Source organism: Streptomyces sp. NPDC051576 (genome assembly GCF_040681835.1).
In the GTDB taxonomy this organism is placed as follows: Bacteria; Actinomycetota; Actinomycetes; order Streptomycetales; family Streptomycetaceae; genus Streptomyces.
The window spans coordinates 1-23,703 of sequence record NZ_JBFAZO010000022.1 but is presented as its reverse complement, the minus strand read 5'-3'; the positions used below and the strand labels follow the sequence as shown (position 1 = coordinate 23,703).

Genomic DNA, 23,703 nt, shown 5'->3' with positions numbered 1-23,703 from the left:
CGCTTCGACGCCGGTCGGGCATCTCAGCCCGTCCGGCGTTCGAGGACGAGGCCCGTTACACGGCGGGCCGCCGCTCCGAGAACGTGCTCGTCCCGCGCAGCTGACCCACCAACTCCCGTACGACCGCGGCCCCGTCGAGCGTCAGCACGGACTCCGGGTGGAACTGCACCCCGGCGAATCCGGGCCCGCGCAGCGCGTGCACCTCGCCCTGGGCACTCCGGCTCACCTCGATCCCGTGCGCGGCCAGCTCGCCGAGCGCCTCGTCGTCGACGCGCGCCACGAAGCTGTTGTAGAAGCCGACGGTCTCCTCCCGCCCGAACAGGTCGACCGTCGTCTGCGCTCCCTGGTACGGAACCTCCTTCCGTACGATCTCCAACCCCAGCTCCGCCGCGATCAGTTCGTGCCCGAGGCACACCCCGAGGACACCGTGCCGGTTCTCCCGGACGATCTCGGCGGTGAGCGCCCGCAGGAAACGCATCTTCGGGTCGGCCGTGTCGGAGGGGTCGCCCGGTCCAGGGCCCAGCACCACCGGCCCCTCGTGCGCGAGCACCGCCTCCCGCAGCCCCTCCTCGTCGTACCGCCGCACGGTCACGTCCAGCCCGCTGGAGCGCAGCACATGCGCGAGCATCGCCGTGAAGGTGTCCTCCCCGTCGACGACCAGCGCGTGCCCGCTCAGCTCCTCGGACCGCTCCTGCATCCGCAGCCAGAAGGGGGCGAGGGAGGACCGGCGCCCGTCGAGCGCGGCCCGCACCCGGGGATCGTCGGCGAGCCGGGGCCGCGTGTCCTCACCGCGCGGCCGGGACGGTCGGACGCCCAGCGCGGCCAGCACTCCCGCCGCCTTCGCGTGGGTCTCCGCGACCTCGCCCGCCGGGTCCGAACCGCGGACGAGCGTGGCGCCGACCGGGACCCGCAGCCGCCCGGCCGGGTCGATGTCGGCGGTGCGGATCAGGATGGGGGAGTCGAGGGTCTGCGCGCCGCCGGAGTCACGGCCGAGCAGCGCCAGCGCACCGGCGTAGTAGCCGCGCCCCCCGACCTCGTGCCGTTCGATGACCCGGCAGGCGTTCTGCACCGGCGACCCGGTGACCGTCGCCGCGAACATCGTCTCCTTCAGGACCTCCCGCACGTCCAGCGAGGAACGGCCGCGCAACTCGTACTCGGTGTGCGCGAGATGGGCCATCTCCTTCAGCCGGGGGCCGACGACGACCCCGCCCATGTCGCCGACCGTGCACATCATCTTGAGTTCCTCGTCGACGACCATCGACAGCTCCTCGATCTCCTTGCCGTCCGCGAGGAAGGAGAGGAGATGCTCGGGCGTCGGCCCCTCGGCCGGATAGCGGTAGGTCCCGCTGATCGGGTTCATCACGACGGTCCCGCCGGACATCCGGACGTGCACCTCGGGACTCGCCCCGACCAGCGTCCGCTCGCCCGTGTGCACGACGAACGTCCAGTACGCGCCCCGCTCACCCACCAGCAGCCGCCGGAACAACGCCAGCGCCTCCGCCCTGCCGTACCCCGGGATCTCGCCCTCGTACGTCCGCCGGATGACGAAGTTGGCGCCCTCGCCCCGCCCGATCTCCTCCCGCAGCACCCGTCCGACGATCTCGCCGTAGGCCTCGTCGTCGACGTCGAAGCCACCGCCCTCGACCCGCACGTCGTGCGCGGGCAGCTGTTCCAGGGCGTCGGCGAGCGGGATGCCGTACGACTCCTCGGGCGTGAGGAAGGTCAGGGGGGTGCCGTCGTCGCGGACGTCGAAGCCGCGCTCGCGGATCTGGCGGAAGGGGATCAGGGCCAGGCCCTCGGCCGGGAGGTCGGCGAGACGGTCGTAGGAGGAGACCGGTCCGAGCAGGAGCTCGACCATGTTCTCGTCGTGGCCCGGTGTGCGGCGGCGCAGCAGGGCGAAGGGGCGGTCGTCGTGCAGCAGCTGTGTCAGGTCCATGGTTCCTCTGCCATCTGTGGGTTGAGGAACGGCCCCGGAAACACCGAAGGCCGCCCCTCGGGCGGCCTTCGCGAAGTACTGGGAGTACGCGCAGTCAGTGGGCCGCCGGATGAGCGGTCCACCACCAGTTCTGGATCGTGTTCTGGGTCGAGTGCGCGAACATGCGAGGCACCCTACCCCACGCGCAGCTGAGCGCGCCGGTGTCTCACCTGTCGAGCCGTGCGAAAACCGGTCGACACGACCCCGTAATGTTGGGTCCGTGACCGTGAACGCTAAGACCAGCGCCAGCGCTGGCAACACCTGGCGAGACCTGCCCGCGGCGCAGCAGCCCGAGTACCCCGACACCGAGGCTCTGCGCGCAGTGATCGCGGACCTCGCGTCGTATCCGCCGCTCGTCTTCGCGGGCGAGTGCGACCAGCTGCGCGCCCGGTTGGCGGCCGTCGCCAAGGGAGAGGCGTTCCTCCTCCAGGGCGGCGACTGCGCCGAGGCCTTCGACGCGGTGTCCGCCGACCACATCCGCAACAAGCTGAAGACCCTGCTCCAGATGGGCGCCGTACTCACGTACGCGGCCTCGGTGCCGGTGGTCAAGGTCGGCCGGATCGCCGGCCAGTACTCCAAGCCGCGCTCCAAGCCCACCGAGACCCGCGACGGCGTGACCCTGCCGACCTACCGCGGCGACTCCGTCAACGGCTTCGCCTTCACCGAAGAGGCCCGCATCCCGGACCCCGAGCGCCTGAAGCGGATGTACAACGCGTCCGCCTCCACGCTCAACCTGGTGCGCGCCTTCACCACCGGCGGTTACGCCGACCTGCGCCAGGTGCACGCCTGGAACCAGGACTTCGTGAAGTCGTCCCCGTCCGGCCAGCGCTACGAGCAGCTCGCCCGCGAGATCGACAACGCGCTGAACTTCATGCGGGCCTGCGGGACGGACCCGGAGGAGTTCAAGACCGTCGAGTTCTACGCCTCGCACGAGGCGCTGCTGCTGGACTACGAGTCGGCCCTGACCCGGGTCGACTCCCGCACCGGCAGGCTCTACGACGTCTCCGGGCACATGGTGTGGATCGGCGAGCGCACCCGCCAACTGGACGGCGCGCACATCGAGTTCGCCTCCCAGATCCGCAACCCGATCGGCATCAAGCTCGGCCCGACCACGACGGCCGAGGACGCGCTGCAGTACATCGAGCGTCTCGACCCCGACCGCGAGCCCGGCCGGCTGACCTTCATCGTCCGCATGGGCGCCGACAAGGTCCGCGACAAGCTGCCCGAGCTGGTGGAGAAGGTCACCGCGTCCGGCGCGACCGTCGCCTGGATCACCGACCCGATGCACGGCAACACCTACGAGGCGGCCTCCGGTCACAAGACCCGCCGCTTCGACGACGTGCTCGACGAGGTCAAGGGCTTCTTCGAGGTCCACAAGGGTCTCGGCACCCACCCGGGCGGCATCCACGTCGAGCTGACCGGTGACGATGTCACCGAGTGCGTGGGCGGCGGCGACGAGATCTTCGTCGACGACCTGCACCAGCGCTACGAGACGGCCTGCGACCCGCGCCTCAACCGCAGCCAGTCGCTCGACCTGGCGTTCCTCGTCGCGGAGATGTACAGGGACCAGTAGCAGATCAGTAACGGGTTCGCCTGTTACCTGCAGATGAAGTGGGGCGCGGATCACATACGATCCGCGCCCCACTCCACTTTTGCGGTTCCCGAGTGCCGGGTAAGGTTAGGTTAGCCTTATCAAGATCCCGGCGGGAGGTGAATCCGCGTGTACGTCTGCAGCTGCTTCCAGGTGACCGAGGCGCAGGTCCAACAGCACGCGGGTTCCGGTGCCTGCACGCCCCGCCAGATCGCCTCGGCCTGCAAGGCCGGCACCGACTGCGGCTCGTGCGTCCGCCGTATCCAGGCGATCCTCGGCCGCGGCAACTGTCCGCGCCGCGATCTCGTGGAGGAGGGTGCGCCGGTGTTCGGCGCCCTGGAGGAAGCCGCCTAGGACCTGGCGGGCTCTAGCTGGGCTGCTCGATCTGCTGCGCGATGTAGAGCGCCTCGCCGAGCTGCTCGATCAACTGGAGCTGGGTGTCGAGGTAGTCGATGTGGTGCTCCTCGTCCTCCAGGATGTCCTCGAAGATGTTCGCGGAGGTGATGTCGCCCTTCGTGCGCATCACCTCGATACCCCGCTTGAGCCGGTCGATCGCCTCGACCTCCACCTGCCGGTCCGCCTGGAACATCTCGGTGACCGTCTGGCCGACCCGGACGTGGAACAGCCGCTGGTAGTTCGGCAGACCGTCGAGCATCAGGATGCGCTCGGTGATCCTGTCCGCGTGCTTCATCTCGTCGATGGACTCTTCACGCGTGTACTTGGCGAGCTTGGTCCAGCCGTTGTTGTCCTGGATGCGGTAGTGCAGCCAGTACTGGTTGATCGCGGTCAGCTCGCCGGTGAGCTGCTCGTTGAGGAATTCAAGGACCTCGGGGTCGCCCTGCATTGCAGAGGCTCCTTCCAGAACGGGGGTAACTGGCGGGTTGCGCCGCATGATTGCACCGGCGCGAAGACGTCGTCCAGTAAGTGCATGCTTAGTAGGAGTTGCCCGAATCCGCCCAGAGCCGGTCATGTGCACCGCCCCCCGTCTGTCAGGATGGAGTCATGGGTCAGAGAGGGGTCGAACAGTCCGAGCTGCCGCCGGGCCAGCGGCTCCAGCGCGGCTGGCCGGTCACCCACTACGGCCCGGTGCCCAAGTTCCGCCCCGAGCGCTGGGAGTTCAGCGTCTTCGGCGCCACCGCCGACGGCGCCAAGCACTCCTGGAACCACGACGAGTTCACGGCCCTGCCCTACGCCTCGGTTGTGGCCGATCTGCACTGCGTCACGAAGTTCAGCATGCTCGGCGCCGAATGGGGCGGCATCCCCGCCCGCACCATCCTGGAGACGGCCCCACCCGCGCCGGCCGTCACCCATGTCATGGTCTGGGCGGAGTACGGCTTCAGCGCCAACCTCCGTCTCGCCGACTTCGCCTCCGAAGCCACCATGTTCGCCACCCACAAGGACGGCGAACTCCTCACCGCGGAACACGGCTTCCCGCTCCGCCTGGTCGTCCCCCACCTGTACGCCTGGAAGGGCCCGAAGTGGGTTCGGGGCGTCGAGTACATGACGGCGGACCGGCGCGGGTTCTGGGAGGAGCGGGGCTACCACAACGTGGGGGATCCCTGGCGGGAGCAGCGGTACTCGTACCAGGAAGGGCCGGAGGACGGCCCGGAACTGTGAGTCCCTCGGGGACTACGAGTCCCTGAGCTTCTTCAGCCGCTCCACGTCCGCCGCATGCCCTTCCTTGCCCCCGGGCGTCTCGATGATCAGCGGTACGCCCGCGGTCGCCGGGTGGGTCATCAGCGCGCGGAACGGGTCCTCGCCGATATGGCCGGAGCCGATGTTCTCGTGGCGGTCCTTGTGGGCGCCGACGACGTCCTTGGAGTCGTTGGCGTGGATCAGCTTCAGCCGGCCCTCGCCGACCGTGTCCACCAGCAGGTCGAGGGTCTGGTGCATGCCGGACGGGCCGGTCAGGTCGTGTCCCGCGGCGAAGATGTGGCACGTGTCCAGGCAGACGCCGAGCTTCGGATGGGCGTCCAGCGCCTCGAAGTACGGCCCGAAGTCCCAGGTCCGTGAGCACAGGGAGGCCCCCTGCCCGGCCGTGGACTCCAGCAGCAGGAACGGGTCGTCGTCGTGGGTCAGCTCGTCCAGCAGCGGCAGCAGACGCTCCCGCACCTGCGCCAGGGCCACCGACCGCTCCCGGCCGCCCGTCGCGCTCCCGGTGTGCACGACCACGCCGAGCGCGCCGATCTCCCGTCCCCGCCTGAGCGAGTGCCGCAGCGAGTCGACCGACTTCTCCACGGTCGCCTCGGTGTGCGAGCCGAAGTTGATCAGGTACGGGGCGTGCACATACGCCGGGATCGACCCGGCCTCGCAGGCCGCGCGGAACTCCTCGTCCTGCCGCGGGTTTCCGACCGGGGTGGCCCAGCCGCGCGGGTTGGCGACGAAGACCTGCACGGTCTCGGCCTTGAGGTCACGGGCGTAGGACAGACCTACGGAGTTCAGGCCGCCGGCCACGGGGACATGACCGCCGACGGGGTTGCGGGAGGGGAACTGGCTGCTCACACGTCCAGGGTGTCACGCGCGCGGGACACCCCCGTCACCGGATCTCGATCGTGATCGTCGACCCCTTGGGAGCCTGCTCGCCCGCGTCCACGGACTGGCTCTTGACGGTGTCGCCGAACAGGCCGAGCAGACCGCGGTCCTCCTTGACCTTGAAGCCGGACTGCTCAAGGAGCTTCGTCGCTGCGTCGACGCTCGCGCCGACCACGCTCGGGACCTCGACCATCTCCGGGCCCTTGGACACGGTCAGCGTGACGGTGTCGCCCTCGGCGGCCTGGCTGTCGCCGGCCGGGGTCTGCTGGGCGACCTGGCCCGCGTCGTACTCCGAGGTGACCTCGGTGGCCGACACCTTCACCGTGAGACCGGCGTCCTGGAGGTCGGACTTCGCGTCGTCCAGGTCCTCGCCGGTGACGTCGGGCACGTCCACCGCGCTGCCCTTGCTGACGGTCAGGGCTATCGCGGAGCCCGCGTGACGCTTCGTGCCCGCCTCCGGGGCAGTGCCGATCACGAAGCCCTTGGGGACGTCGTCGCTGAACTCCCTGGTGACCATGCCGGCCGCCAGCCCGTCCCGCTTCAGCAGGGCCTGCGCCTTGTCCAGGCGGTAGCCCGTCAGGTCGGGCACCTTCACGGTCTCCGGGCCGTCCGAGATGGTCAGGGTCACCGAGTCGTTGTCCCGGATGCGGGCGCCCGACTCCGGGTCGGAGCTGATCACCGTGCCGCGCTTCACCGTGTCGCTGTAGGCGTGCTTGACCGTCTTGACGTCGAGACCGGCCTCCTCCAGCCGCTCCTTCGCCTGCGCCTGGGTCTTCGCCAGCAGCGGCGGGACCTTGGTGAACTGGCCGGAGTTGATGTACCAGACGCCCGCGCCGACCCCGAGGATCAGCAGCACGGCGGCGACGATCGCGAGCAGTCCGCGCCGGGGCCGTCGAGCATCGCGCCGCCGGGGCGGCAGCGGGGGACCGCTCTCGAACCGGCTGGTCCGGTTGAACGGGTCACCGGGCTCGTCGTCCTCGTTGACGGGCAGCGGGCGGGGCACCGTGAGCGAGCGCGGGATCACACTCGTACGGTTCTCCGAGTTGGGATGCTCCGAGGTCAGCGCCTGCGGCGGGACCGCGTCCAACTGCTCGGTGCTCAGCCCCGACCGCGCCTCGCGGACCAGGCCGAAGAGCGCGACCGCGTCGTAGGGCCGGATGTCCGGCGTGCGCGCGGTGGCCGTGGCGACCAGCTCGTCCAGCTCGTACGCCAGCCCGGGGACGAGGGCCGAGGGCGGCGGGACGTCCTCGTGCAGATGCTTGTAGAGCACGATCGCGGCGGAGTCCCCGTCGTGCGGCTTCTGGCCGGTCAGCATCTCGTAGAGGACGACACCGCACGCGTACACGTCGACCCGGGGGTCGGCGGTGGTGCCCTCGATCTGCTCCGGCGCGAGATACGACACCGTGCCGAGGACGGCCCCGGTGGTGCTGGTGACCGTGTCCACGGAGCGGACCAGCCCGAAGTCGGCGACCTTGACCCGGCCGTCGTCCCCTATGAGCACGTTCTCCGGCTTCATGTCCCGGTGCACGAACCCGGCCCGGTGCGCGGCGCCCAGCGCGGCCAGCACCGGCTCCAGGATGTCGAGGGCGGCCCGCGGCTGGAGCGCCCCGCGCTCGCGCAGCACGTCCCGCAGGGTGCAGCCGGCGACGTACTCCATCGCCAGATAGACGTACGACCCCTGGGCGCCCTGGTCGAAGACCTGCACCACGTTCGGGTGCGCCAGCCGTGCCACCGACTTGGCCTCGCGGATGAAGCGGTCGACGAAGGAGGCGTCGGCCGCCAGCCCCGGGTGCATCACCTTGAGCGCGAGGACTCGGTCCAGGCGGGTGTCCACGGCCCGGTAGACCGTGGCCATCCCGCCGACGGCGATCCGCGCGTCGACGCGATACCGGCCGTCGAGCAACTGCCCGACGAGAGGGTCATGAAGGGTCGTATCCACGCAGGTGAGTGTACGAGCCGAGGCTGACAGCACCGCCTTTTCGGCCAGGATCGGGGCGGTACTGCAGCCGAGCTGTGACGGATCCCACGCTGTGGAGCGGGTGTTCAGAAGGCCGGCCGCTCCGGGTCCAGCCGGGCCAGGCCCTCCGCGGGGGACGACGCCTCGGCGAAGTGCCTGCGCGGGATACGCCCCGCCCGGAACGCCAGCCGTCCCGCCTCCACCGCGCTCCGCATCGCCGAGGCCATGAGCACCGGCTCCTGCGCCCGGGTCACCGCCGAGGCGAGCATCACACCGGCGCACCCCAGCTCCATCGCGAACGCCGCGTCCGACGCCGTACCGGCGCCCGCGTCCAGGATCACCGGCACGCGCGCGTGCTCGGTGATGAGCTGGAAGTTGTGCGGGTTGCGGATACCGAGCCCGGAGCCGATCGGCGAGCCCAGCGGCATGATCGCCGCACACCCGACGTCCTCCAGCTTCCGCGCCAGCACGGGATCGTCGTTCGTGTACGGCAGCACCGTGAACCCGTCGTCGACCAGGGTCTCGGCGGCGTCGAGCAGTTCGATCGGGTCGGGCAGCAGGGTCCGCTCGTCCGCGATCACCTCAAGCTTGATCAGGGCCGTCCCGAGCGCCTCCCGCGCCAGCCGGGCCGTCAGCACGGCCTCGCCTGCGGTGAAGCAACCCGCCGTGTTGGGCAGCACCCGGATACCGAGCCGCTCCAGGACGGACAGCACCGAACCGTGCACGGAGGCGTTTACACGCCGCATCGCGACGGTCGTCAGCTCCGTTCCGGAGGCCACCAGCGCGCGCTCCAGGACATCGAGGCTGGGCGCGCCTCCGGTGCCCATGATCAGACGGGACGTGAAGTTCGTGCCACCGAGGACGAAGGGGTCGTCGGCCATGGGTTCAGCCTCCTTGGACGGCGGTGAGGACCTCGACGCGGTCTCCCTCGGAGAGGGGCGTCGACGGCCACTGCGCGCGCGGGACGACGGTTTCGTTGAGGGCGGCGGCCACACCGGAGGGCGACGGGGCCAAGGACCGCACGAGGGTGTCGAGAGCCGTGCCGGGAGCGATCTCCCGGGGCTCCCCGTTGACGGAGACGTTCATACGCGCGACTCCGTGAGGGCGAACCGCTTCGGGGTGAACGGGCGCGCCTCGTCCGGCAGTTCACCGGTGGCCAGCGCGTGCGCGAGGGCGTCACCGGTGACCGGGGTGAGCAGCACGCCGTTGCGGTAGTGCCCGGTGGCCAGCAGCAGCCCCGGCAGTCCGGTCGGGCCGAGCAGCGGCGCGTTGTCGGGCGAGCCTGGGCGCAGCCCGGCCCGGGTCTCGGTGAGCGGGAGTTCGGTGATGCCCGGGATCAACTCATGGGCGTCGCGCAGCAGTTCGTAGACACCGCCGGCGGTCACCGTGGTGTCCCAGCCCAGCTCCTCGCTGGTCGCGCCGACGACCAGCTCGCCGTTCTCGCGCGGCACCAGATAGACCTGGCTGCCGCGCACCACGGCGCGCACGGTGCGGTTCAGGAAGGGCGCGTACCGCTCCGGCACGGTCAGCCGCAGCACCTGCCCCTTCACGGGCCGTACGGGCGGCAGGACGTCCTCGGGGACCCCCTCCAGCCGCCCGCTGAGACTGCCGGCCGCGAGCACCACCTGGTCCGCGCCGAGCGCTTCTCCGTCCCGCGTGACGATTCCGGCGGCCCGCTCCCGTACGACCGTGAGGCGCTCGGCCCAGGTCCGGTGGAAGGCGACCCCCGCCCGCTCGCAGGCGGCCACCAGGGCGCGGGCCAGCCGCCGGGGATCGACCTGGTGGTCGCCGTCGACCCTGAGCCCCCCGCGCACGCCCGGCGCGAGCATCGGCTCCAGGCGTCGGCACTCACGTCCGGAAAGCCACTCGGAGTCCAGCCCCGACTGGCGTTGCAGCGCGTGCAGTTCCCGCAGATGGGCGCGGTCGTCGGCGTCCAGGGCGACGGCGAGCGTGCCGCAGCGCCGGTAGCCGAGGTCCAGCCCGGTGAGGTCGGTCAGCTCGGCAGCGAAGTCCGGGTAGCGGTGCGCCGAGGCCAGGTTGAGGGCGAGCAGGGTCTGCTCGCCGTAGTGCAGCTCCGTGACGGCGGCCAGCATGCCGGCGGCCACCTGGGCGGCCCCGCCGCCCGGCTCGGGGTCCACCACGGCGGTGGCGAACCCGCGCTGCGCCGCCCGCCAGGCCGTGACCAGGCCGATGATTCCGCCCCCGACGACGAGGACGTCTGACGTACGTGTAGGCATGGGCGTCCAGCCCCTCCCTTCGCCGGCATGACCCGGATCAGGTTCGTACGGTCGGAGGCCGGCCAGCCTCCCTCTCAGCCCGGTACGTCCGGACTCCCGCGAGTGCTTTACGTTGGCCACCCTAGCCCGTGCCGTATGTCTCAGTAAGGGAGCCTCCGCTCATGGCCCGCTCGCTCGACGGTCTCGTCCTCGCGCCCGTCGCGGACCAGGCACCGGGTCAGGTCGGGACGCGCACCCGGTTCGCCTACCACGAGAAGGGCGGCGAGATCTGGGCCGAGTACGCGGGCGGCGACGTCGTCCGCGGGCATCTCGTCGGCACGCGCGCGGGGGACCGGCTCGACTTCCGGTACGTGCAGTTGAAGCGGGACGGGACGACGTCCTGCGGACACTGCGTGTCCGAAGTCGTCGAGCTGCCCGACGGACGCGTCCGCCTGGAGGAGACCTGGGAGTGGGAGTCGCAGGCGGGCAGCGGGACGAGTGTTGTGGAACAGGTCACTGAACGCGCCCCCTGACTGACAAATCGTCAGGTGTCTATGGTGATCGGATGAGCGAGCAGACAGGTGTGGTCGTCGTCGGCGCGGGCATGGCCGGGGTGCAGACCGCGGTCGCCCTGCGGGAGCAGGGCTTCACCGGGACGGTCACGCTGATCGGCGCGGAACCCCATCAGCCCTACGACCGGCCGCCGCTGTCCAAGGCCGTGCTGCTGGGCAAGGCCGAGGGCTCCGCCTTCGACGTCGACTTCGAGGCGCTCGGCATCGAGGTGCGGCTGGGGCGCGAGGTGGTGGGCCTGCGCCCCGCCGAGCACGAACTGGACACCGCCGAGGGCCCGGTGCCGTACGACGTCCTGGTGCTCGCGACCGGTGCCGAGCCGATCCGGCTGCCGGGCGCCGAGGGCATCCCCGGGGTGCATCTGCTGCGCACCCTGGACGACGCCGAGCGGCTGCGGCCCGTGCTCGCCCGGCAGCACGACATCGTGGTCGTCGGCGCGGGCTGGATCGGCGCGGAGTTCGCCACGGCCGCGCGCGAGGCGGGCTGCGCGGTGACCGTCGTGGAGGCCGCCGACCGGCCGCTCGCCGGCGCGCTGCCCGCCGAGGTCGCCGCGCCGATGGCCGCCTGGTACGCGGATGCCGGAGCCTCGCTGCGGACGCACGCGCGCGTGGCGCACGTCGAACCCGGCGAAGTGGTGCTCGAAGACGGCTCCCGGCTGCCCGCCGGCGCCGTCGTGGTCGGCATCGGCGCCCGCCCCGCCACCACCTGGCTGACCGGCTCCGGCGTCGCACTGGGCGCGCACCGCGAGGTCCTGGCCGACGACCGGCTGCGCACCTCGGTGCCGGACGTGTACGCGGTCGGCGACTGCGCCTCCTTCCCTTCGGGAAGGTACGGCGAGCGCCTTCTGGTCCACCACTGGGACAACGCCCTCCAGGGCCCCCGCACGGTCGCCGCGAACATCATCGGGGAGGTCCCGGCGGTCTACGACCCGGTGCCGTACTTCTGGTCCGAGCAGTTCGGCCGCTTCGTCCAGTACGCCGGCCACCACGCGTCCGCCGACACGACCCTGTGGCGCGGTGACCCGTCCGCCCCGGCCTGGACCGTCTGCTGGCTGCGCGAGGACCGCCTGGTGGCCCTCCTGGCGGTCGGCCGCCCCCGCGACCTTGCCCAGGGCCGCCGCCTGATCGAGGCGCGCACCCCGATGAATCCCGACCTGCTGGCCGACCCTTCGCTACCGATGAAATCCGCTATCGCCTAGTTCGACCCCCCGGGTCGGACCGGCCCGACTTCCGACTGTCAGTCCGGGATGGCACGCTGTTCACGTGACCGAGATTGACGCAAAGATCGATGCTCTCGTCCCCGCCTGGCTCACGCTGCCCGACATCGCAGAGATGCTCGATGTCGAGGTGACACGCGTGCGGCAGCTGGTCAAGGAGGGCCAAGTCATCGCCGTACGCCGTGGTGAGAACCGCGCGCTGCATGTCCCCGCCGCCTTCATCGACGGGGCCGAGCAGAAGGTCGTCAAGGGCCTCACGGGGACCCTGACGCTCCTGCGGGACGACGGCTTCTCCGACGAAGAGATGCTGGAGTGGCTCTTCACCCCCGACCCCAGCCTGCCCGGCACCCCCGCGCAGGCGCTGAGCGAGAATCGTGGCACGGAGGTGAAGCGCCGCGCCCAGGCGCTCGCCGTCTGACCCGGACGACCGACCGGTGTACGGGCCGCGCCCACCCGCGGCCCGTGCACGGCACCACCACGCCATGACGACGGGGGACACACCCATGCCCGACACCACCGCGGCCGCCGCCGCGCGCGCCGAGTTCGCCGACGCCCGGCTCTACCTCTGCACGGACGCCCGCAGGCGCCAGGGCGACCTCGCGGAGTTCCTGGACGCGGTCCTGGCCGGCGGGGTCGACATCGTGCAGTTGCGCGACAAGGGCATGGAGGCCGCCGAGGAGCTGGAGCACCTCCAGGTGTTCGCCGACGCCTGCGCCCGGCACGGCAGGCTCCTCGCGGTCAACGACCGCGCGGACGTCGCCCACGCCGCCGGCGCCGACGTACTGCACCTGGGTCAGGGCGACCTCCCGGTGCCCGCGGCCCGCGCGATCCTGGGCGAGGAGGTGCTGATCGGCCGCTCCACGCACGCCGAGTCCGAGGCCGCCGCGGCCGCCGTCCAGGAGGGCGTGGACTACTTCTGCACGGGCCCCTGCTGGCCGACCCCCACCAAGCCCGGCCGGCACGCCCCCGGCCTCGACCTGGTCCGCTACACGGCCGCTCTGGGCACCGACCGCCCCTGGTTCGCCATCGGCGGCATCGACCTCGGCAACCTCGACGAGGTGCTCGAAGCGGGCGCCCGCCGGGTCGTCGTCGTACGGGCCGTCACGGAGGCGGACGACCCGGGCGCGGCGGCGGCGGAGTTCGCGAAGCGGCTGCGGCAGCTCTGAGGGCCGTCCAGGAGCCGGGCTTTTTGTCCGGTGGGTGGACAAGAGGACGACAAAGCGGGCAAAATCCCGGTTCCGGTTGGGTGACCGGCGCCCCCTGACTAACCTGCGGGTATGGCCTTCGGAACCGCATCCACCAGGACTGATCGAGCACGCACCGTGCGCGACATGCTCGCGACCGGCAAGGGGACGTATTCGTTCGAGTTCTCCGCGCCGAAGACCCCCAAGGGTGAGCGGAATCTGTGGAGCGCGCTGCGGAGGGTCGAGGCCGTGGCCCCCGACTTCGTCTCGGTGACCTACGGCGCCGGCGGCTCGACCCGCGCGGGCACCGTCAAGGAGACCGAGCAGATCGTCGCCGACACCACGCTCACCCCGGTCGCCCACCTCACCGCGGTCGACCACTCCGTCGCCGAACTGCGCAACATCATCGGGCAGTACGCCGACGCCGGGATCCGCAACATCCTGGCCGTGCGCGGCGACCCGCCCGGCGACCCCATGGCCGACTGGGTGGCGCACCCCCAGGGGCTGACGTACGCGGCCGAACTGGTCCGGCTCATCAAGGAGTCGGGCGACTTCTGCGTAGGCGTCGCCGCGTTCCCGGAGATGCACCCGCGCTCCCCGGACTGGGACACGGACGTCACGAACTTCGTCGACAAGTGCCGGGCCGGCGCCGACTACGCGATCACCCAGATGTTCTTCCGCCCGGAGTCGTATCTTCGCCTGCGCGACCGTGTCGAGGCCGCGGGCTGCGTCACCCCGGTCATCCCCGAGGTCATGCCGGTGACCAGCGTGCGGATGCTGGAGCGGTTGCCGCAGCTCAGCAACGCGGTCATCCCGGACGCCTTGAAAGAGCGAATCCTCACAGCCAAAGACGATCCGGCGGCTGTACGCTCGATCGGGATCGACTTCGCCACGGAGTTCTGCGCCCGGCTGCTGGCCGAGGGAGTGCCAGGACTGCACTTCATCACGCTCAACAACTCCACGGCGACGCTGGAAATCTACGAGAACCTGGGCCTGCACCACCCACCGCGGGCCTAGACCGGCCGCCCGGACATACGACACACTGCGTAGCGGCCACTGGGAGAGGGGCGTACATGGGCTGGACGGTCCTCTACATCGCGTTCGGCATCGTCGCACTGTGGTTGCTCGGTGAGGTGTTGCTGCAGTACAAGGCGAGGCTGCGCTGGCGGCTGCTCGCCTTCGTGGGCTTCCTGGGCGTCGTGCTCGGGGTGCTGATGCCCTCCGTCGTCGTGATCGGACTGGGCGCCGTGGCCTTCGCCGTCGGCCAGACCTACGTCACCCTGTCGTTCCGCCGCGGCTTCGAAGCCGGCTGGGCGGTCTCCGGCCGGCCCGGCGCGGGCGGCATCAAGCGCCGCCGCGGCGAACCGGACGAGCAGGACCCGGACCTGGCGGCCACCGGCCCAGAGACGGCCGAGGGCGCCTTCCAGGACTACGGCCAGAACAAGGCGGCCTACGCCCAGGACGACGACTACGACCGCGACGACGTGTTCACCCCGAACCGCCCCCTCGACCCCACGGCCGCCGAGACCACCTCGGTCTACGAACCGCAGCCCCTGCCGGACGACACCGGCTCCTACGGCATATACAGCAACGCCGCGTACGCGAACGCCGCCGATCCCAACTACGCGGCAGCGGCCGCCGGTCAGACCCAGGACCAGGCCTACGCGACAGGCGAACAGCAGCAGTACGGCTACGACCCCGCCTACTCGGGATACGACCAGCAGCAGTACGGCTACGACACGACCGGCCAGCAGCAGTACGCGGCCTACTCCGACCCGTACATCGGCACCCAGACCTACGGTGGCGCCCCGTACGACACGGGCTACGACGGCCAGCAGCAGTATCCCCAACAGGGCTACACCCAGGACCAGTACGCCAACAACGGCTATGTGGGCGAGACCCCGGCCGGCGGTGTGTGGGTCCCGCAGCAGCGCAGCGACGAGACCTACGGCGGCGAACTCCCGGCGGACCAGCAGTACTACCAGGGCGACGGCCAGCAGCAACAGCAGCAGCCGCAGTCGGGCACCGGCTACGACGAGCAGTACCGTTTCTGAAGCCTACTGAGACCCTCTGAACCGCGGTCCCTCCACGATCAGTCCGGCGACCAGCGCCCCCGACATACCGGCGTGCGGAAGCCCGCCGCCGGGATGGGACCAGCCGCCGACCCGGTACAGACCGGGCAGCCGCGTGGTGTTCGCCGGATGCAGGAAGCGGCCCCCGCCGGCCGCGAGCGAGGGCGCGGGTACGGCTCCGGAGCGGGCACCGGTCTCGCTCTCCGTGTCCCTGGGGGTGCGCACCTCGTGCCACAACAGGCGCTCCCGTAGACCGGGCACGGCGGACTCGGCGGCCTTGAGGAGGAAGTCGGTGTAACGCCGGACCGTGCCCTCGTCCGCCCAGCCCGCCTCGCCCGGCAGCACGGCTGACACCACGGCCGACTCGTGGCCGTCGTCCGGCCGCAGCGCGGGGTCGTCGGGGCGCAGCACCGTCACCGTGGGGCAGCGGGGCTCGTCGCCGCCCGGGGAGGCCAGGAAGTCCAACTCGGCCTCGCGGTCCGGTGCGTGGACGACCGTCCGGTGGACGGCGCCGGCCTCGCGGGGGCCGCGCAGGGCCAGCAGGAGCGTGCACCGCACCGGGCTGGGCGCGTCCGGATCGGCCCGCACATCACCGTCCTCGTCCAGCGGACGCTCCGTCAGTGCCCGCAGCCGCGCCGGGTCCACGTCCGCGACGACATGGTCCGCGTCGAACAGTGAGCCGTCCGACAGCTCGACTCCCGCCGCCCGCCCGTCCTTCTCCAGGACCCGGGTGACCTCCGCCCCGAAGACGAACTCGACCCTGCGCGCCACGCACCGCTCGTACACCGCGCGCGCCAACTCCCGCATGCCGCCCCGCACATACCAGGTGCCGAAGGCGTGCTCCATGTACGGCAGCACGGCCGCGCTCGCCGGAGCGCTGTAGGGGTTGAGGCCGTAGGCGAGCGCGTGGCTCTCCAGGAGGGCCGTCAGGCGCTCGTCGCGCAGCTCCCAGGCGCCGATCTCGGCGAGGGTGCCCGCGCGGCGGGTGCGCAGCAGCTTCTTGTGCGGGACCGCCGGATAGGGCTCCTGCCCGGCCAGCACCGACCAGTTGGGCCACAAGGGCTCCTCCAGGAGGGGCCTGCGGGTGCGGTCCCAGGCCTCGCGGGCCCGGATGAGGAAGTCGCCCCAGCGCTGTCCCGCGCCGCCGCCCAGCGCCTCGTCCAGGGCCGTGACGACACCCGCGCGGGAGGCGTTCGGCAACGACACCTCGGTGCCGTCCGCGAACACGTGCCGGGAGGACGGGTCGACCTGGACCAGCTCGACCAGATCCTCCAGCGGCTGCTTGCCGGTCTTGATGAACAGGTCGCGGTAGACCGCGGGCACGGGCAGCAGTCCGGGACCGGTGTCGAAGGCGAAGCCGTCCCGCTCGAAGCGGCGCACCGCACCGCCGTACGTCTCCGTACGCTCGTACACCGCCACCCGGTGGCCCGCGACGGCCAGCCGGGCAGCGGCCGCCATCGCGCCCATGCCGGCGCCGATCACCGCAATCCCTGCCATGCCCGCGACTTTATCGGCCGCCACTGACAGTCCGGTCACGGGCCGTCACCACGGCGGTGGGTCGGGGTCCCCTCCCACCTGCGCGGCCAGCCGTCTCTCCTCCCGGCGCTGGGCCCTGCGGCGCAGGAACCGGCGGATCCGCGAGACCAGGAAGAACAGGATCGTGAGGCCGGTCGCCAGCAGCACGGCCGCGATGATCGCCGCCGCCTGGGGATGGAACATCGCGAACGAGACGATCCCGCCGACCCCGAGATCCTCCGCGAGGCTCATGATCACGTTGCTGAACGGCTCCGGCGAGGTGTTGATCGCCATCCGCGTCCCTGCCTTGACCGTATGGCTGGCCAGCGCCGTCGAACCGCCGATCAGCCCCGCCGCCACATCGTTCAGCGAACCGCTGTGCCCGGCGAGCACGGCCCCGACCCACGCCCCGGCGGCCGGCCGGATCACGGTGTGCACGGAGTCCCACACGGAGTCGACGTAGGGGATCTTGTCGGCGACCGCCTCGCACAGGAACAGCACACCGGCCGTGACGAGGACCTCAGGGCGCTGCAGCGACTCGGGGACGGCGTCGCTCACCCCGGTCGCGCCGAATATCCCGAGCAGCAGCACCACCGCGTAGGCGTTGATGCCGCTGGCCCAGCCGCTGGTGAAGACCAGGGGGAGTACGGACACGGAGGCGATAGTAACCACTCGGCAACAGGGCGTCCTGGGTCTGAGCGCGTATGACTGAGTATCCGTACCTAGAGGGTGAGTTGAGTACGCGCGCGGATGGGGTCCGACCTGCGCGAACGAGAGAGTGGAGACACGGAAAGGGGCGCGGCTCCGGTACCGCCGACACGGGGCGGCGGAACGGGGCCCGCGCCCTTGGCCGCTCCTTCCGCCGGATTCCCGGCGGAAGCGAGGCACGGGGGAACCCGGGGGACCGACCACGGGGGTTCCGACAGGGGGAACGTACGGGGGAAGCACAAGGAGGCGCCGGTTCGAGGTGGCCCGCGGGGGACGCGGCCACCACGGACCGGCACTTCTGTGTGTGCGGTCAGTGGCTCCCGCTCACCCGGCCCTGGAGGAGCCGCGACAGCGCCGAGTGGACGTCGTCCAGGGAGCGCTCCGGCTGGAAGGACTGCCAGTCCAGGGCGGCGACCAGGACCATCCCGACCAGCGCGGCCGCCGTCAGCCGGACATCGATCTCAGGGCTGAACTCGCCGTTCGCCACGCCCGCGTGCAGCACGTCCTCGATGGCGGCGTTCACCTGCTGCCGTACCACCATGAGCGTGGGCTGCCAGGAGCGGTTGGTGCGCCACAGCTCGGCCACGTAGAGCTGGGTGAAGGACGGGTAGCGGGCGATGAAGCCGAGGCCCGCGCGGATCATCGCGTCCAGGGCGTCGACCTTGCTGCCGCCGTCCCGGGCCGTCTGCTCGGCCGCCTCGCGGAGGGAGGCGGTGAGGAGGCCCACGCCGTGCCGCAGCAGCTCCTCGAAGAGGACGGACTTGCTCGCGAAGTTGTAGTAGACGGTGCCCTTCGCGACCCCGGCACGCTCGGCGATCTCGTCCACCGTGGTGGCCGAGAAGCCCTGTTCGGCGATGAGCGTGACGGCCGCCTCGTAGAGCTTCTGCCGGGTGGCCTCGCGGCGCGTGCTGCCGCCCGGCGGGGTGCTGCTGCTTTCCATGGGCCTGATTGTCACAGGCCCGGCTCCGGCGGCGGGCACGGGTGTCGAGGTCCTGGGCGAGGTCACAGGCTCAGCTCCGGGTGCAGCCGGTCCAGCGTCCACACCTGGCGACGGCGCGCCGACAGCGCGGTCAGTGCGAGCGCTCCCGCGGTGAAGGCGACGAGCACCACGCACGCGTGCCACACGGGTTCGAGACCACCGCCCGTGATGAGCCTCCGTAGCGCCTCGACCACGTAACTCATCGGCAGGAAGGGGTGGATCGCGTTGAAGAAGCCCGGGCTGGTCTGCACCGGATAGGTGCCGCCCGCCGACGTCAACTGGAGCATCAGCAGGGCGAGTACGAGGATCCGGCCCGCCGCCCCGAAGCGCGCGTTCAGCCACTGCACGACGGCCGCGAAGCACGCCGTCACCAGGAACAGGAAGCCGACCGTGCCGGCCGCGTGGGCCATCTCCAGGCCGATCGCCCAGTGCAGTACGGCCATCAGGGCCACCGTCTGGAACACCCCGACCGCCACCACCGGCAGCCAGCCCGCGAACCCGATCCGCCAGGCCGGGGCACCTGCGGCGAGCGCGCGCCGGTTCATCGGCGTGATCAGCATGTACGCCACCATCGCGCCCACCCACAGGGACAGCGGGATGAAGTACGGAGCGAATCCGGTGCCGTAGTTGGGCGCCTTGTGCAGGTCCTGGGAGGCCAGTCGGACCGGGTCGGCCATGACTCCGGTGCGCCGGTCGCGGTCCTGCTGGTCGTAGTCCGGGATCTTCGCGGCGCCGTCGTGCAGTCCGCCGGCGAGCTTCCCGGAGCCGTCGACGAGCTTGTACAGGCCGCCGTTCAGGTCCACGGCGCCCGTCTTCAGCTTGCCGACTCCTGTGTCCAGGTCGGCGGCGCCGGTCTTGGCCGTGCCGAGCCCGGTGTGCAGGGTCTTGGCGCCCGCGGCGACCTTCCCGGCCCCGTCGTTGAGCTTGTCGATCCTGGCCACCGCGTCGTCGAGGTCCTCGGAGAGGTGCGGTGCGCGGTCGGCGAGTGCCTGGGCCTGCGTCTGGAGCGTGCCGAGGTTCGCGTCGAGCTTCTTCAGGTCGCCGTTCTGGTCGGCGACCAGGCTGTCGACGTCGTCGGCGACCTTCGCCACGTCCGAGGCGGCCTGAGCGGCCTTCTTCAGGTCGGGACAGGCGGCATCCTTCAGGACGGCGGTTTCACAGCGCGCCCTGTAGACCTCGTCCAGGGTGTCCGAGGCCGCGTGTGCGCCCTTGGCGGCGACCGGGGCCGTCTTCACCAGCACGTCGAGATTGGAGCGGATCGACTGGGCGGAATCGGCGACCAGTTGGGCGGTGTCCCCGATGGTCCTCTCGTTGTCCTTCAGGAAGGGCCCCACCTTGGCGGCGACCCCGTCGACCGTGTCGGCGAGGGTCTGTGTCCCCGCCGCGACCTGCTTCGAGCCGTCCTCCAGGTCACCCGCGCCCGTGTCGAGCTTCTTCAGGCCCTTGGAGAGCTTGCCGCTTCCCTTCTTGGCGGTCTTCAGTCCGTCGGCGAGATCCTTGGAACCCTTCTCGGCCGTACCGATGCCGCCCTTCAGCTGGTCGGCGCCGTCAGCGGCCTTCACGGTCTGCCCGTGGATGTCGGAGAACGAGACGAAGATCCGGTCCAGGAAGGTCCGCGAGGCCTTGGTGGACGCGGCCGAGCGCACCTCGCTGAACACCGTCCGGGAGATCTGCCCGACGATGTAGTTGTTCGCGTCGTTCGTCCGCACCTGGAGCGCGCCCGTCTCCGGGGAGTCGCCCGCACTGGAGGCGACGCGCGCACTGAAGTCGGCCGGCATGGTCAAGGACAGGTAGTACGTGCCGTCCTCGACGCCCTTCCGCGCGGTGGCCGCGCTCACCTCGTGCCAGTCGAACGTGTCGCTGTCGCGCAGCCCCTCGGTGATGTCGTCGCCGGCGGTGACCTTCTTCCCGTCGGCACTCGCTCCCTTGTCGTCGTTGACGAGCGCCACGGGGATGCGGTCCAGGCGGCCGTAGGGGTCCCAGAAGGACCACAGGTACAGGGCGCCGTACAGCAGCGGCAGCAGCAGGAGGGCGACGAGCGCGGCGCGCGGGAGCTTCCCCCTGCCGAACCGCCTCAACTCAAGCGCGGCCAGTCTCGACGCGTGCATCGGCCTTCTCCGTTCCCTCGGCGGACACCGCGACGACGGTCGTTCCGGAATCGGCTAGCGACCTCAACAGGTCCCAGATCTCGTCCCGTTCGGCGTCCGAGAGCTTGAGATCGACGTCGTCCACGCCGAGCAGCGCGGGTCGCCCGATGAGCGCCAGCGCGATGGACAGCCGCAACTCCTGCGGCCGTTCCAGATCCCGCACGGCGGTCCGGGACCCCTTGGGGAGCGCCTCGCGGTCGAGCCCGGCGGCGGTGACGGCCCGCTCGATCCGCAGCCCCGCCTCGACCACCCGCTCGGACCGCGGCCGCAGCAGCCCGCGCACGGAGTCGCCGAACCGCCGTTGCAGCAGCGCCCGTTCACGCAGATGCTCGCCGACGGTCAGCGCCGGATCGAGGTCGGTGACCCCGGCGACATGGGCCGGGGCACTGACCCGCCGTACGGCCGCCGACTGCTTCGGCAGCGTCAACCCGCCCACGGAGGCGGTCCCTTCGGACGCCTTCATCCGCCCGGTGAGCGCGAGCAGCAGGCTCGTACGCCCCGACCCGGACGGCCCCACGACGGCGATCAGCGACCCGGGCCCGGCGTCCAGGGAGATCCCCCGGAACGCCCAGCCGCGCGGCCCCCTGAGCCCGAAGTCCTCGGTGATGACACCGACCCCACCCACGGATTCCCCATCCCGAATTTGAACTGACTGGTCAGTGCAAAAACTAACCCGAACCTTCGATCGAAGCAAAAGCGCAGGTCAGAACGGATTGTCAGTGCCATACCTCACGATGGGCACATACGGCACCAGTGCCGTCACACAGACGACAGGAGGTTCGTCATGGCCAACTCGTCCGCAGCCGCCGCCCGTCGGCGCCGCGCCCCCGGCCCTGCCCCCTCACTGACCGGCCCGGCGAGCGACGTACACCCCGTGCTCCGCCGGGCCACGGCCCCGCCCGCCGCCCTCGACCTCCTCGCCCAGGCCCGCGCCGGACTGGACGAGGCAGCCGTCCTCGAAACGCCGAACGAGCGTTATGCGACGGCCCATCTCGCCGCCCTGCGCACCGCCGCCGCGGTGCTCGCCGCGCGCGTCCATCCGGAGCCATCGACGCGGCGCCGGGCCCGCATCCGCAGCGCCTGGGAAGTACTCCCCGAGATCGCTCCCGAACTCACCGAGTGGAGCGCCCTGTTCGCCTCCGGCGCCCGGCGCAGGGCCCGGGCGGAGGCGGGCATCCAGGGCGCGGCGACCCGCCGGGACGCCGACGATCTCATACGCGACGTGGCGATGTTCCTGCGCCTGGTGGAGCGGATGCTCGTCCTCCAGCCGGTGCTGCCCCAGCCGCGCCAGGACCCCGAGCGGCCGGAGGACCGCGCCGGCTGAGCGGGCGGCGTTCCGCCGCGCGAGACGCAGCACCGGGTACGGCACCGGAGGCAATAGGGTGGAGGGCGCCTGAAGCCCTCCCTCCGCCCGCACCGGGACCGGGGAGGCAGCCCGTTCGCTCCGCCGTGCACAGGCGGTGCCGCGCCGAGGAGTCAACTGCCGTGTCGGACCCGAGCCGCCCCCGCGCCTCCCTCCGTACCGCCGTGGTCTGGGACGTCCTTCAGGACGCCCTCGACCGCCGGGTCAAGGCCACGGGTCGGGACGCGCTGGACGTCCTCGACACCGGAGGCGGCAGCGGCAACTTCGCGGTGCCCGTCGCCCGCCTCGGCCACCGCGTCACCGTCGTCGACCCCAGCCCGAACGCGCTGTTCGCGCTGGAGCGCCGCGCCGCCGAGGCCGGAGTCGCCGACCGAGTCAAGGGCGTCCAGGGCGACGCGCACGGCCTCTTCGACGTGGTCGAGCGCGGCGGCTACGACGCGGTGCTGTGCCACGGCGTCCTGGAGTACGTGGACGACCCCGCCGAGGGCGTCCGCACCGTGGTGGCCGCCCTGCGCCCCGAGGGCGTCCTCAGCCTGCTCGCCGCCGGACTCGGCGGTGCCGTCCTCGCGCGCGCCCTCGCCGGCCACTTCACGGAGGCCCGGCAGGCCCTCGACGACCCGAACGGCCGCTGGGGCGAGGGCGACCCCGTCCCGCACCGCTTCACGGCCGAGCAGCTCACCGCGTTCGTCGACGGCGCCGGCCTCGACGTCGGCGCCGTGCACGGTGTGCGGGTCTTCGCCGACCTGGTGCCCGGAGTGCTCGTGGACACCGAGCCCGGCGCCCTGGACGCGCTGCTGAAGCTGGAGGCCGCGGCTGCCGAGCTCCCGGCGTTCCACTCCGTGGCCACGCAGCTTCACGTGCTCGGCGTGACGCGGGGTGCCGGCGAGGCGTGAGCGGCCTCCCGTGCCGGACCCCTGATCAGCGGCTCGGCCGCACATGGAGTACGCCACAGGCCCCCCGATCGCGGGCCCGGCGCCGTATGATCGAGGGAGACCGCCCGGCATGACAGGACGGCCGCTGGGGAATGGAAGCTTCAGCGAGCCGGACGGCCATGGCGGATTCCGGTTGGTCAATTGGCGTAGAGGGGCGGGTTTCACGGGGGCGATTCCCTGCCTATCCTGAAGGGACCCCCCGGGTCGCCCCGGCGACTGCACGATGAGGAGGACTCCGTGCCGCTCTCGGAGCACGAGCAGCGAATGCTCGAGCAGATGGAGCGAGCGCTGTACGCCGAAGATCCCAAGTTCGCGACAGCGCTTGAGGGAAGCGGGCTGCGCACGTACACCCGGCGACGGGTCTACCAGGCGGTGGCCGGCTTTCTCGTTGGTATTGCGCTCCTCATGGCAGGAATGGTCGCACAGCAGATTTGGGTCAGCGTGGTGGGATTCCTCGTCATGCTGGGCTGTGCGGTACTCGCCGTGACCGGCTGGCGCAAGGCTCCGAAGCCTGGCGAACAGCCCGCCGCAGGCGCTCCGCACGCCCGCCGCCAGGGACGGCAGCGGCGCTCGGTGATGGATCGTATCGAGCAGCGCTGGCAGCGCCGCCGCGACGAGCAACAGGGCCAGTAGGGCCCGGCTCCGCAGGACGCGAGTGAGGGGGCGGAATCCGAGGGCCCGGTCGTCGTACCGAAGAGCCGAAGGGCTAGACCCCGGCCTGCTCCTCGGCCTACTCCTCCACGAGG

25 protein-coding genes and 1 riboswitch are annotated in these 23,703 nt (G+C 71.4%); of the genes, 12 read left to right on the top strand and 13 right to left on the bottom strand.

Annotated features, from left to right (window positions below):
- Positions 1–55: 55 nt before the first annotated feature.
- On the bottom strand, positions 56–1,936 hold the full coding sequence (locus AB0M63_RS44160; RefSeq protein ID WP_366023354.1) for an anthranilate synthase family protein: 1,881 nt from the start codon (positions 1,934–1,936) through the stop codon (positions 56–58).
- 94 nt (positions 1,937–2,030) lie between these two features.
- A complete protein-coding gene (locus AB0M63_RS44155) occupies positions 2,031–2,099 on the bottom strand; it encodes a trp operon leader peptide (protein WP_355922438.1) in 69 nt (22 codons plus the stop codon).
- Between the two features lie 96 nt (positions 2,100–2,195).
- Here AB0M63_RS44155 and AB0M63_RS44150 point away from each other — a divergent pair, with 96 nt between their 5' ends.
- Both AB0M63_RS44150 and AB0M63_RS44145 read left to right on the top strand, forming a co-directional pair.
- Positions 2,196–3,548, top strand: a complete 1,353-nt coding sequence (locus tag AB0M63_RS44150) for a class II 3-deoxy-7-phosphoheptulonate synthase (RefSeq protein WP_355922348.1) — start codon at positions 2,196–2,198, stop codon at positions 3,546–3,548.
- A 147-nt stretch (positions 3,549–3,695) separates the two neighbouring features.
- Positions 3,696–3,920 (top strand): (2Fe-2S)-binding protein, encoded by a 225-nt coding sequence (locus tag AB0M63_RS44145; RefSeq protein WP_355922350.1) that lies wholly within the window; start codon positions 3,696–3,698, stop codon positions 3,918–3,920.
- 13 nt (positions 3,921–3,933) lie between these two features.
- On the opposite strand, the gene bfr is transcribed toward AB0M63_RS44145, so the two are convergent.
- A complete protein-coding gene (gene bfr, locus AB0M63_RS44140) occupies positions 3,934–4,410 on the bottom strand; it encodes a bacterioferritin (RefSeq protein WP_328831942.1) in 477 nt (158 codons plus the stop codon).
- A 158-nt stretch (positions 4,411–4,568) separates the two neighbouring features.
- On the opposite strand from bfr, the gene AB0M63_RS44135 reads away from it, so the two are divergent.
- A complete protein-coding gene (locus AB0M63_RS44135; protein ID WP_366023353.1) occupies positions 4,569–5,183 on the top strand; it encodes a sulfite oxidase-like oxidoreductase in 615 nt (204 codons plus the stop codon).
- A 12-nt stretch (positions 5,184–5,195) separates the two neighbouring features.
- Here AB0M63_RS44135 and AB0M63_RS44130 read toward each other — a convergent pair whose 3' ends face one another.
- From AB0M63_RS44130 to thiO, 5 genes are all read right to left on the bottom strand, one after another.
- Complete coding sequence (locus tag AB0M63_RS44130; protein WP_366023352.1) at positions 5,196–6,068, bottom strand: deoxyribonuclease IV; 873 nt, start codon at positions 6,066–6,068, stop codon at positions 5,196–5,198.
- Between the two features lie 34 nt (positions 6,069–6,102).
- Positions 6,103–8,037: a Stk1 family PASTA domain-containing Ser/Thr kinase gene (gene pknB, locus AB0M63_RS44125; protein ID WP_366023351.1), complete on the bottom strand. Its 1,935-nt coding sequence runs from the start codon at positions 8,035–8,037 to the stop codon at positions 6,103–6,105.
- Positions 8,038–8,141: 104 nt separating this feature from the next.
- Positions 8,142–8,936, bottom strand: coding sequence for a thiazole synthase (locus AB0M63_RS44120; protein ID WP_366023350.1), 795 nt, complete (start codon positions 8,934–8,936; stop codon positions 8,142–8,144).
- A 4-nt stretch (positions 8,937–8,940) separates the two neighbouring features.
- Positions 8,941–9,141, bottom strand: a complete 201-nt coding sequence (gene thiS, locus AB0M63_RS44115; protein ID WP_355922381.1) for a sulfur carrier protein ThiS — start codon at positions 9,139–9,141, stop codon at positions 8,941–8,943.
- Positions 9,138–10,292 (bottom strand): glycine oxidase ThiO, encoded by a 1,155-nt coding sequence (thiO, locus tag AB0M63_RS44110; protein ID WP_366023349.1) that lies wholly within the window; start codon positions 10,290–10,292, stop codon positions 9,138–9,140. Before thiO ends, thiS begins: the two co-directional genes overlap by 4 nt.
- A riboswitch (TPP riboswitch) is annotated at positions 10,290–10,402 on the bottom strand. Its footprint overlaps the gene before it by 3 nt.
- A gap of 51 nt (positions 10,403–10,453) precedes the next feature.
- Between thiO and AB0M63_RS44105 the strand changes: the two genes are divergently transcribed.
- The 6 genes from AB0M63_RS44105 to AB0M63_RS44080 all read left to right on the top strand — a co-directional run bounded on the left by AB0M63_RS44105 (position 10,454) and on the right by AB0M63_RS44080 (position 15,295).
- Positions 10,454–10,804: a hypothetical protein gene (locus tag AB0M63_RS44105; RefSeq protein ID WP_355922386.1), complete on the top strand. Its 351-nt coding sequence runs from the start codon at positions 10,454–10,456 to the stop codon at positions 10,802–10,804.
- A 32-nt stretch (positions 10,805–10,836) separates the two neighbouring features.
- Complete coding sequence (locus AB0M63_RS44100) at positions 10,837–12,039, top strand: FAD-dependent oxidoreductase (protein ID WP_366023348.1); 1,203 nt, start codon at positions 10,837–10,839, stop codon at positions 12,037–12,039.
- Between the two features lie 64 nt (positions 12,040–12,103).
- Complete coding sequence (locus AB0M63_RS44095; protein ID WP_019067778.1) at positions 12,104–12,475, top strand: Rv2175c family DNA-binding protein; 372 nt, start codon at positions 12,104–12,106, stop codon at positions 12,473–12,475.
- Positions 12,476–12,560: 85 nt separating this feature from the next.
- Positions 12,561–13,223 (top strand): thiamine phosphate synthase, encoded by a 663-nt coding sequence (gene thiE / locus AB0M63_RS44090; protein ID WP_355922393.1) that lies wholly within the window; start codon positions 12,561–12,563, stop codon positions 13,221–13,223.
- Between the two features lie 111 nt (positions 13,224–13,334).
- On the top strand, positions 13,335–14,258 hold the full coding sequence (gene metF / locus AB0M63_RS44085; protein ID WP_355922396.1) for a methylenetetrahydrofolate reductase [NAD(P)H]: 924 nt from the start codon (positions 13,335–13,337) through the stop codon (positions 14,256–14,258).
- A gap of 56 nt (positions 14,259–14,314) precedes the next feature.
- Positions 14,315–15,295, top strand: coding sequence for a hypothetical protein (locus AB0M63_RS44080; RefSeq protein WP_366023347.1), 981 nt, complete (start codon positions 14,315–14,317; stop codon positions 15,293–15,295).
- A gap of 3 nt (positions 15,296–15,298) precedes the next feature.
- Here AB0M63_RS44080 and AB0M63_RS44075 read toward each other — a convergent pair whose 3' ends face one another.
- The 5 genes from AB0M63_RS44075 to AB0M63_RS44055 form a co-directional block, all read right to left on the bottom strand.
- Positions 15,299–16,810 (bottom strand): NAD(P)/FAD-dependent oxidoreductase, encoded by a 1,512-nt coding sequence (locus AB0M63_RS44075; RefSeq protein WP_355922402.1) that lies wholly within the window; start codon positions 16,808–16,810, stop codon positions 15,299–15,301.
- Between the two features lie 45 nt (positions 16,811–16,855).
- Positions 16,856–17,482: a DUF4126 domain-containing protein gene (locus tag AB0M63_RS44070; RefSeq protein WP_366023346.1), complete on the bottom strand. Its 627-nt coding sequence runs from the start codon at positions 17,480–17,482 to the stop codon at positions 16,856–16,858.
- 364 nt (positions 17,483–17,846) lie between these two features.
- Positions 17,847–18,476, bottom strand: a complete 630-nt coding sequence (locus AB0M63_RS44065) for a TetR/AcrR family transcriptional regulator (RefSeq protein WP_355922407.1) — start codon at positions 18,474–18,476, stop codon at positions 17,847–17,849.
- Positions 18,477–18,538: 62 nt separating this feature from the next.
- The gene (locus AB0M63_RS44060) at positions 18,539–20,623 is read right to left on the bottom strand and encodes a YhgE/Pip domain-containing protein (RefSeq protein ID WP_366023345.1); all 2,085 of its coding nucleotides are present in this window, start codon (positions 20,621–20,623) and stop codon (positions 18,539–18,541) included.
- The gene (locus tag AB0M63_RS44055) at positions 20,595–21,287 is read right to left on the bottom strand and encodes an ATP-binding cassette domain-containing protein (RefSeq protein WP_366023344.1); all 693 of its coding nucleotides are present in this window, start codon (positions 21,285–21,287) and stop codon (positions 20,595–20,597) included. The genes AB0M63_RS44060 and AB0M63_RS44055 overlap by 29 nt, the downstream gene beginning before the upstream one ends.
- Positions 21,288–21,446: 159 nt before the next feature.
- Here AB0M63_RS44055 and AB0M63_RS44050 point away from each other — a divergent pair, with 159 nt between their 5' ends.
- The 3 genes from AB0M63_RS44050 (at position 21,447) to AB0M63_RS44040 (ending at position 23,590) form a co-directional block, all read left to right on the top strand.
- Complete coding sequence (locus AB0M63_RS44050) at positions 21,447–21,986, top strand: SAV_6107 family HEPN domain-containing protein (RefSeq protein WP_355922415.1); 540 nt, start codon at positions 21,447–21,449, stop codon at positions 21,984–21,986.
- Between the two features lie 161 nt (positions 21,987–22,147).
- Positions 22,148–22,918, top strand: a complete 771-nt coding sequence (locus AB0M63_RS44045) for a methyltransferase (protein WP_355922418.1) — start codon at positions 22,148–22,150, stop codon at positions 22,916–22,918.
- Between the two features lie 276 nt (positions 22,919–23,194).
- Positions 23,195–23,590, top strand: a complete 396-nt coding sequence (locus AB0M63_RS44040; protein WP_355922421.1) for a DUF3040 domain-containing protein — start codon at positions 23,195–23,197, stop codon at positions 23,588–23,590.
- Positions 23,591–23,703 lie beyond the last annotated feature (113 nt).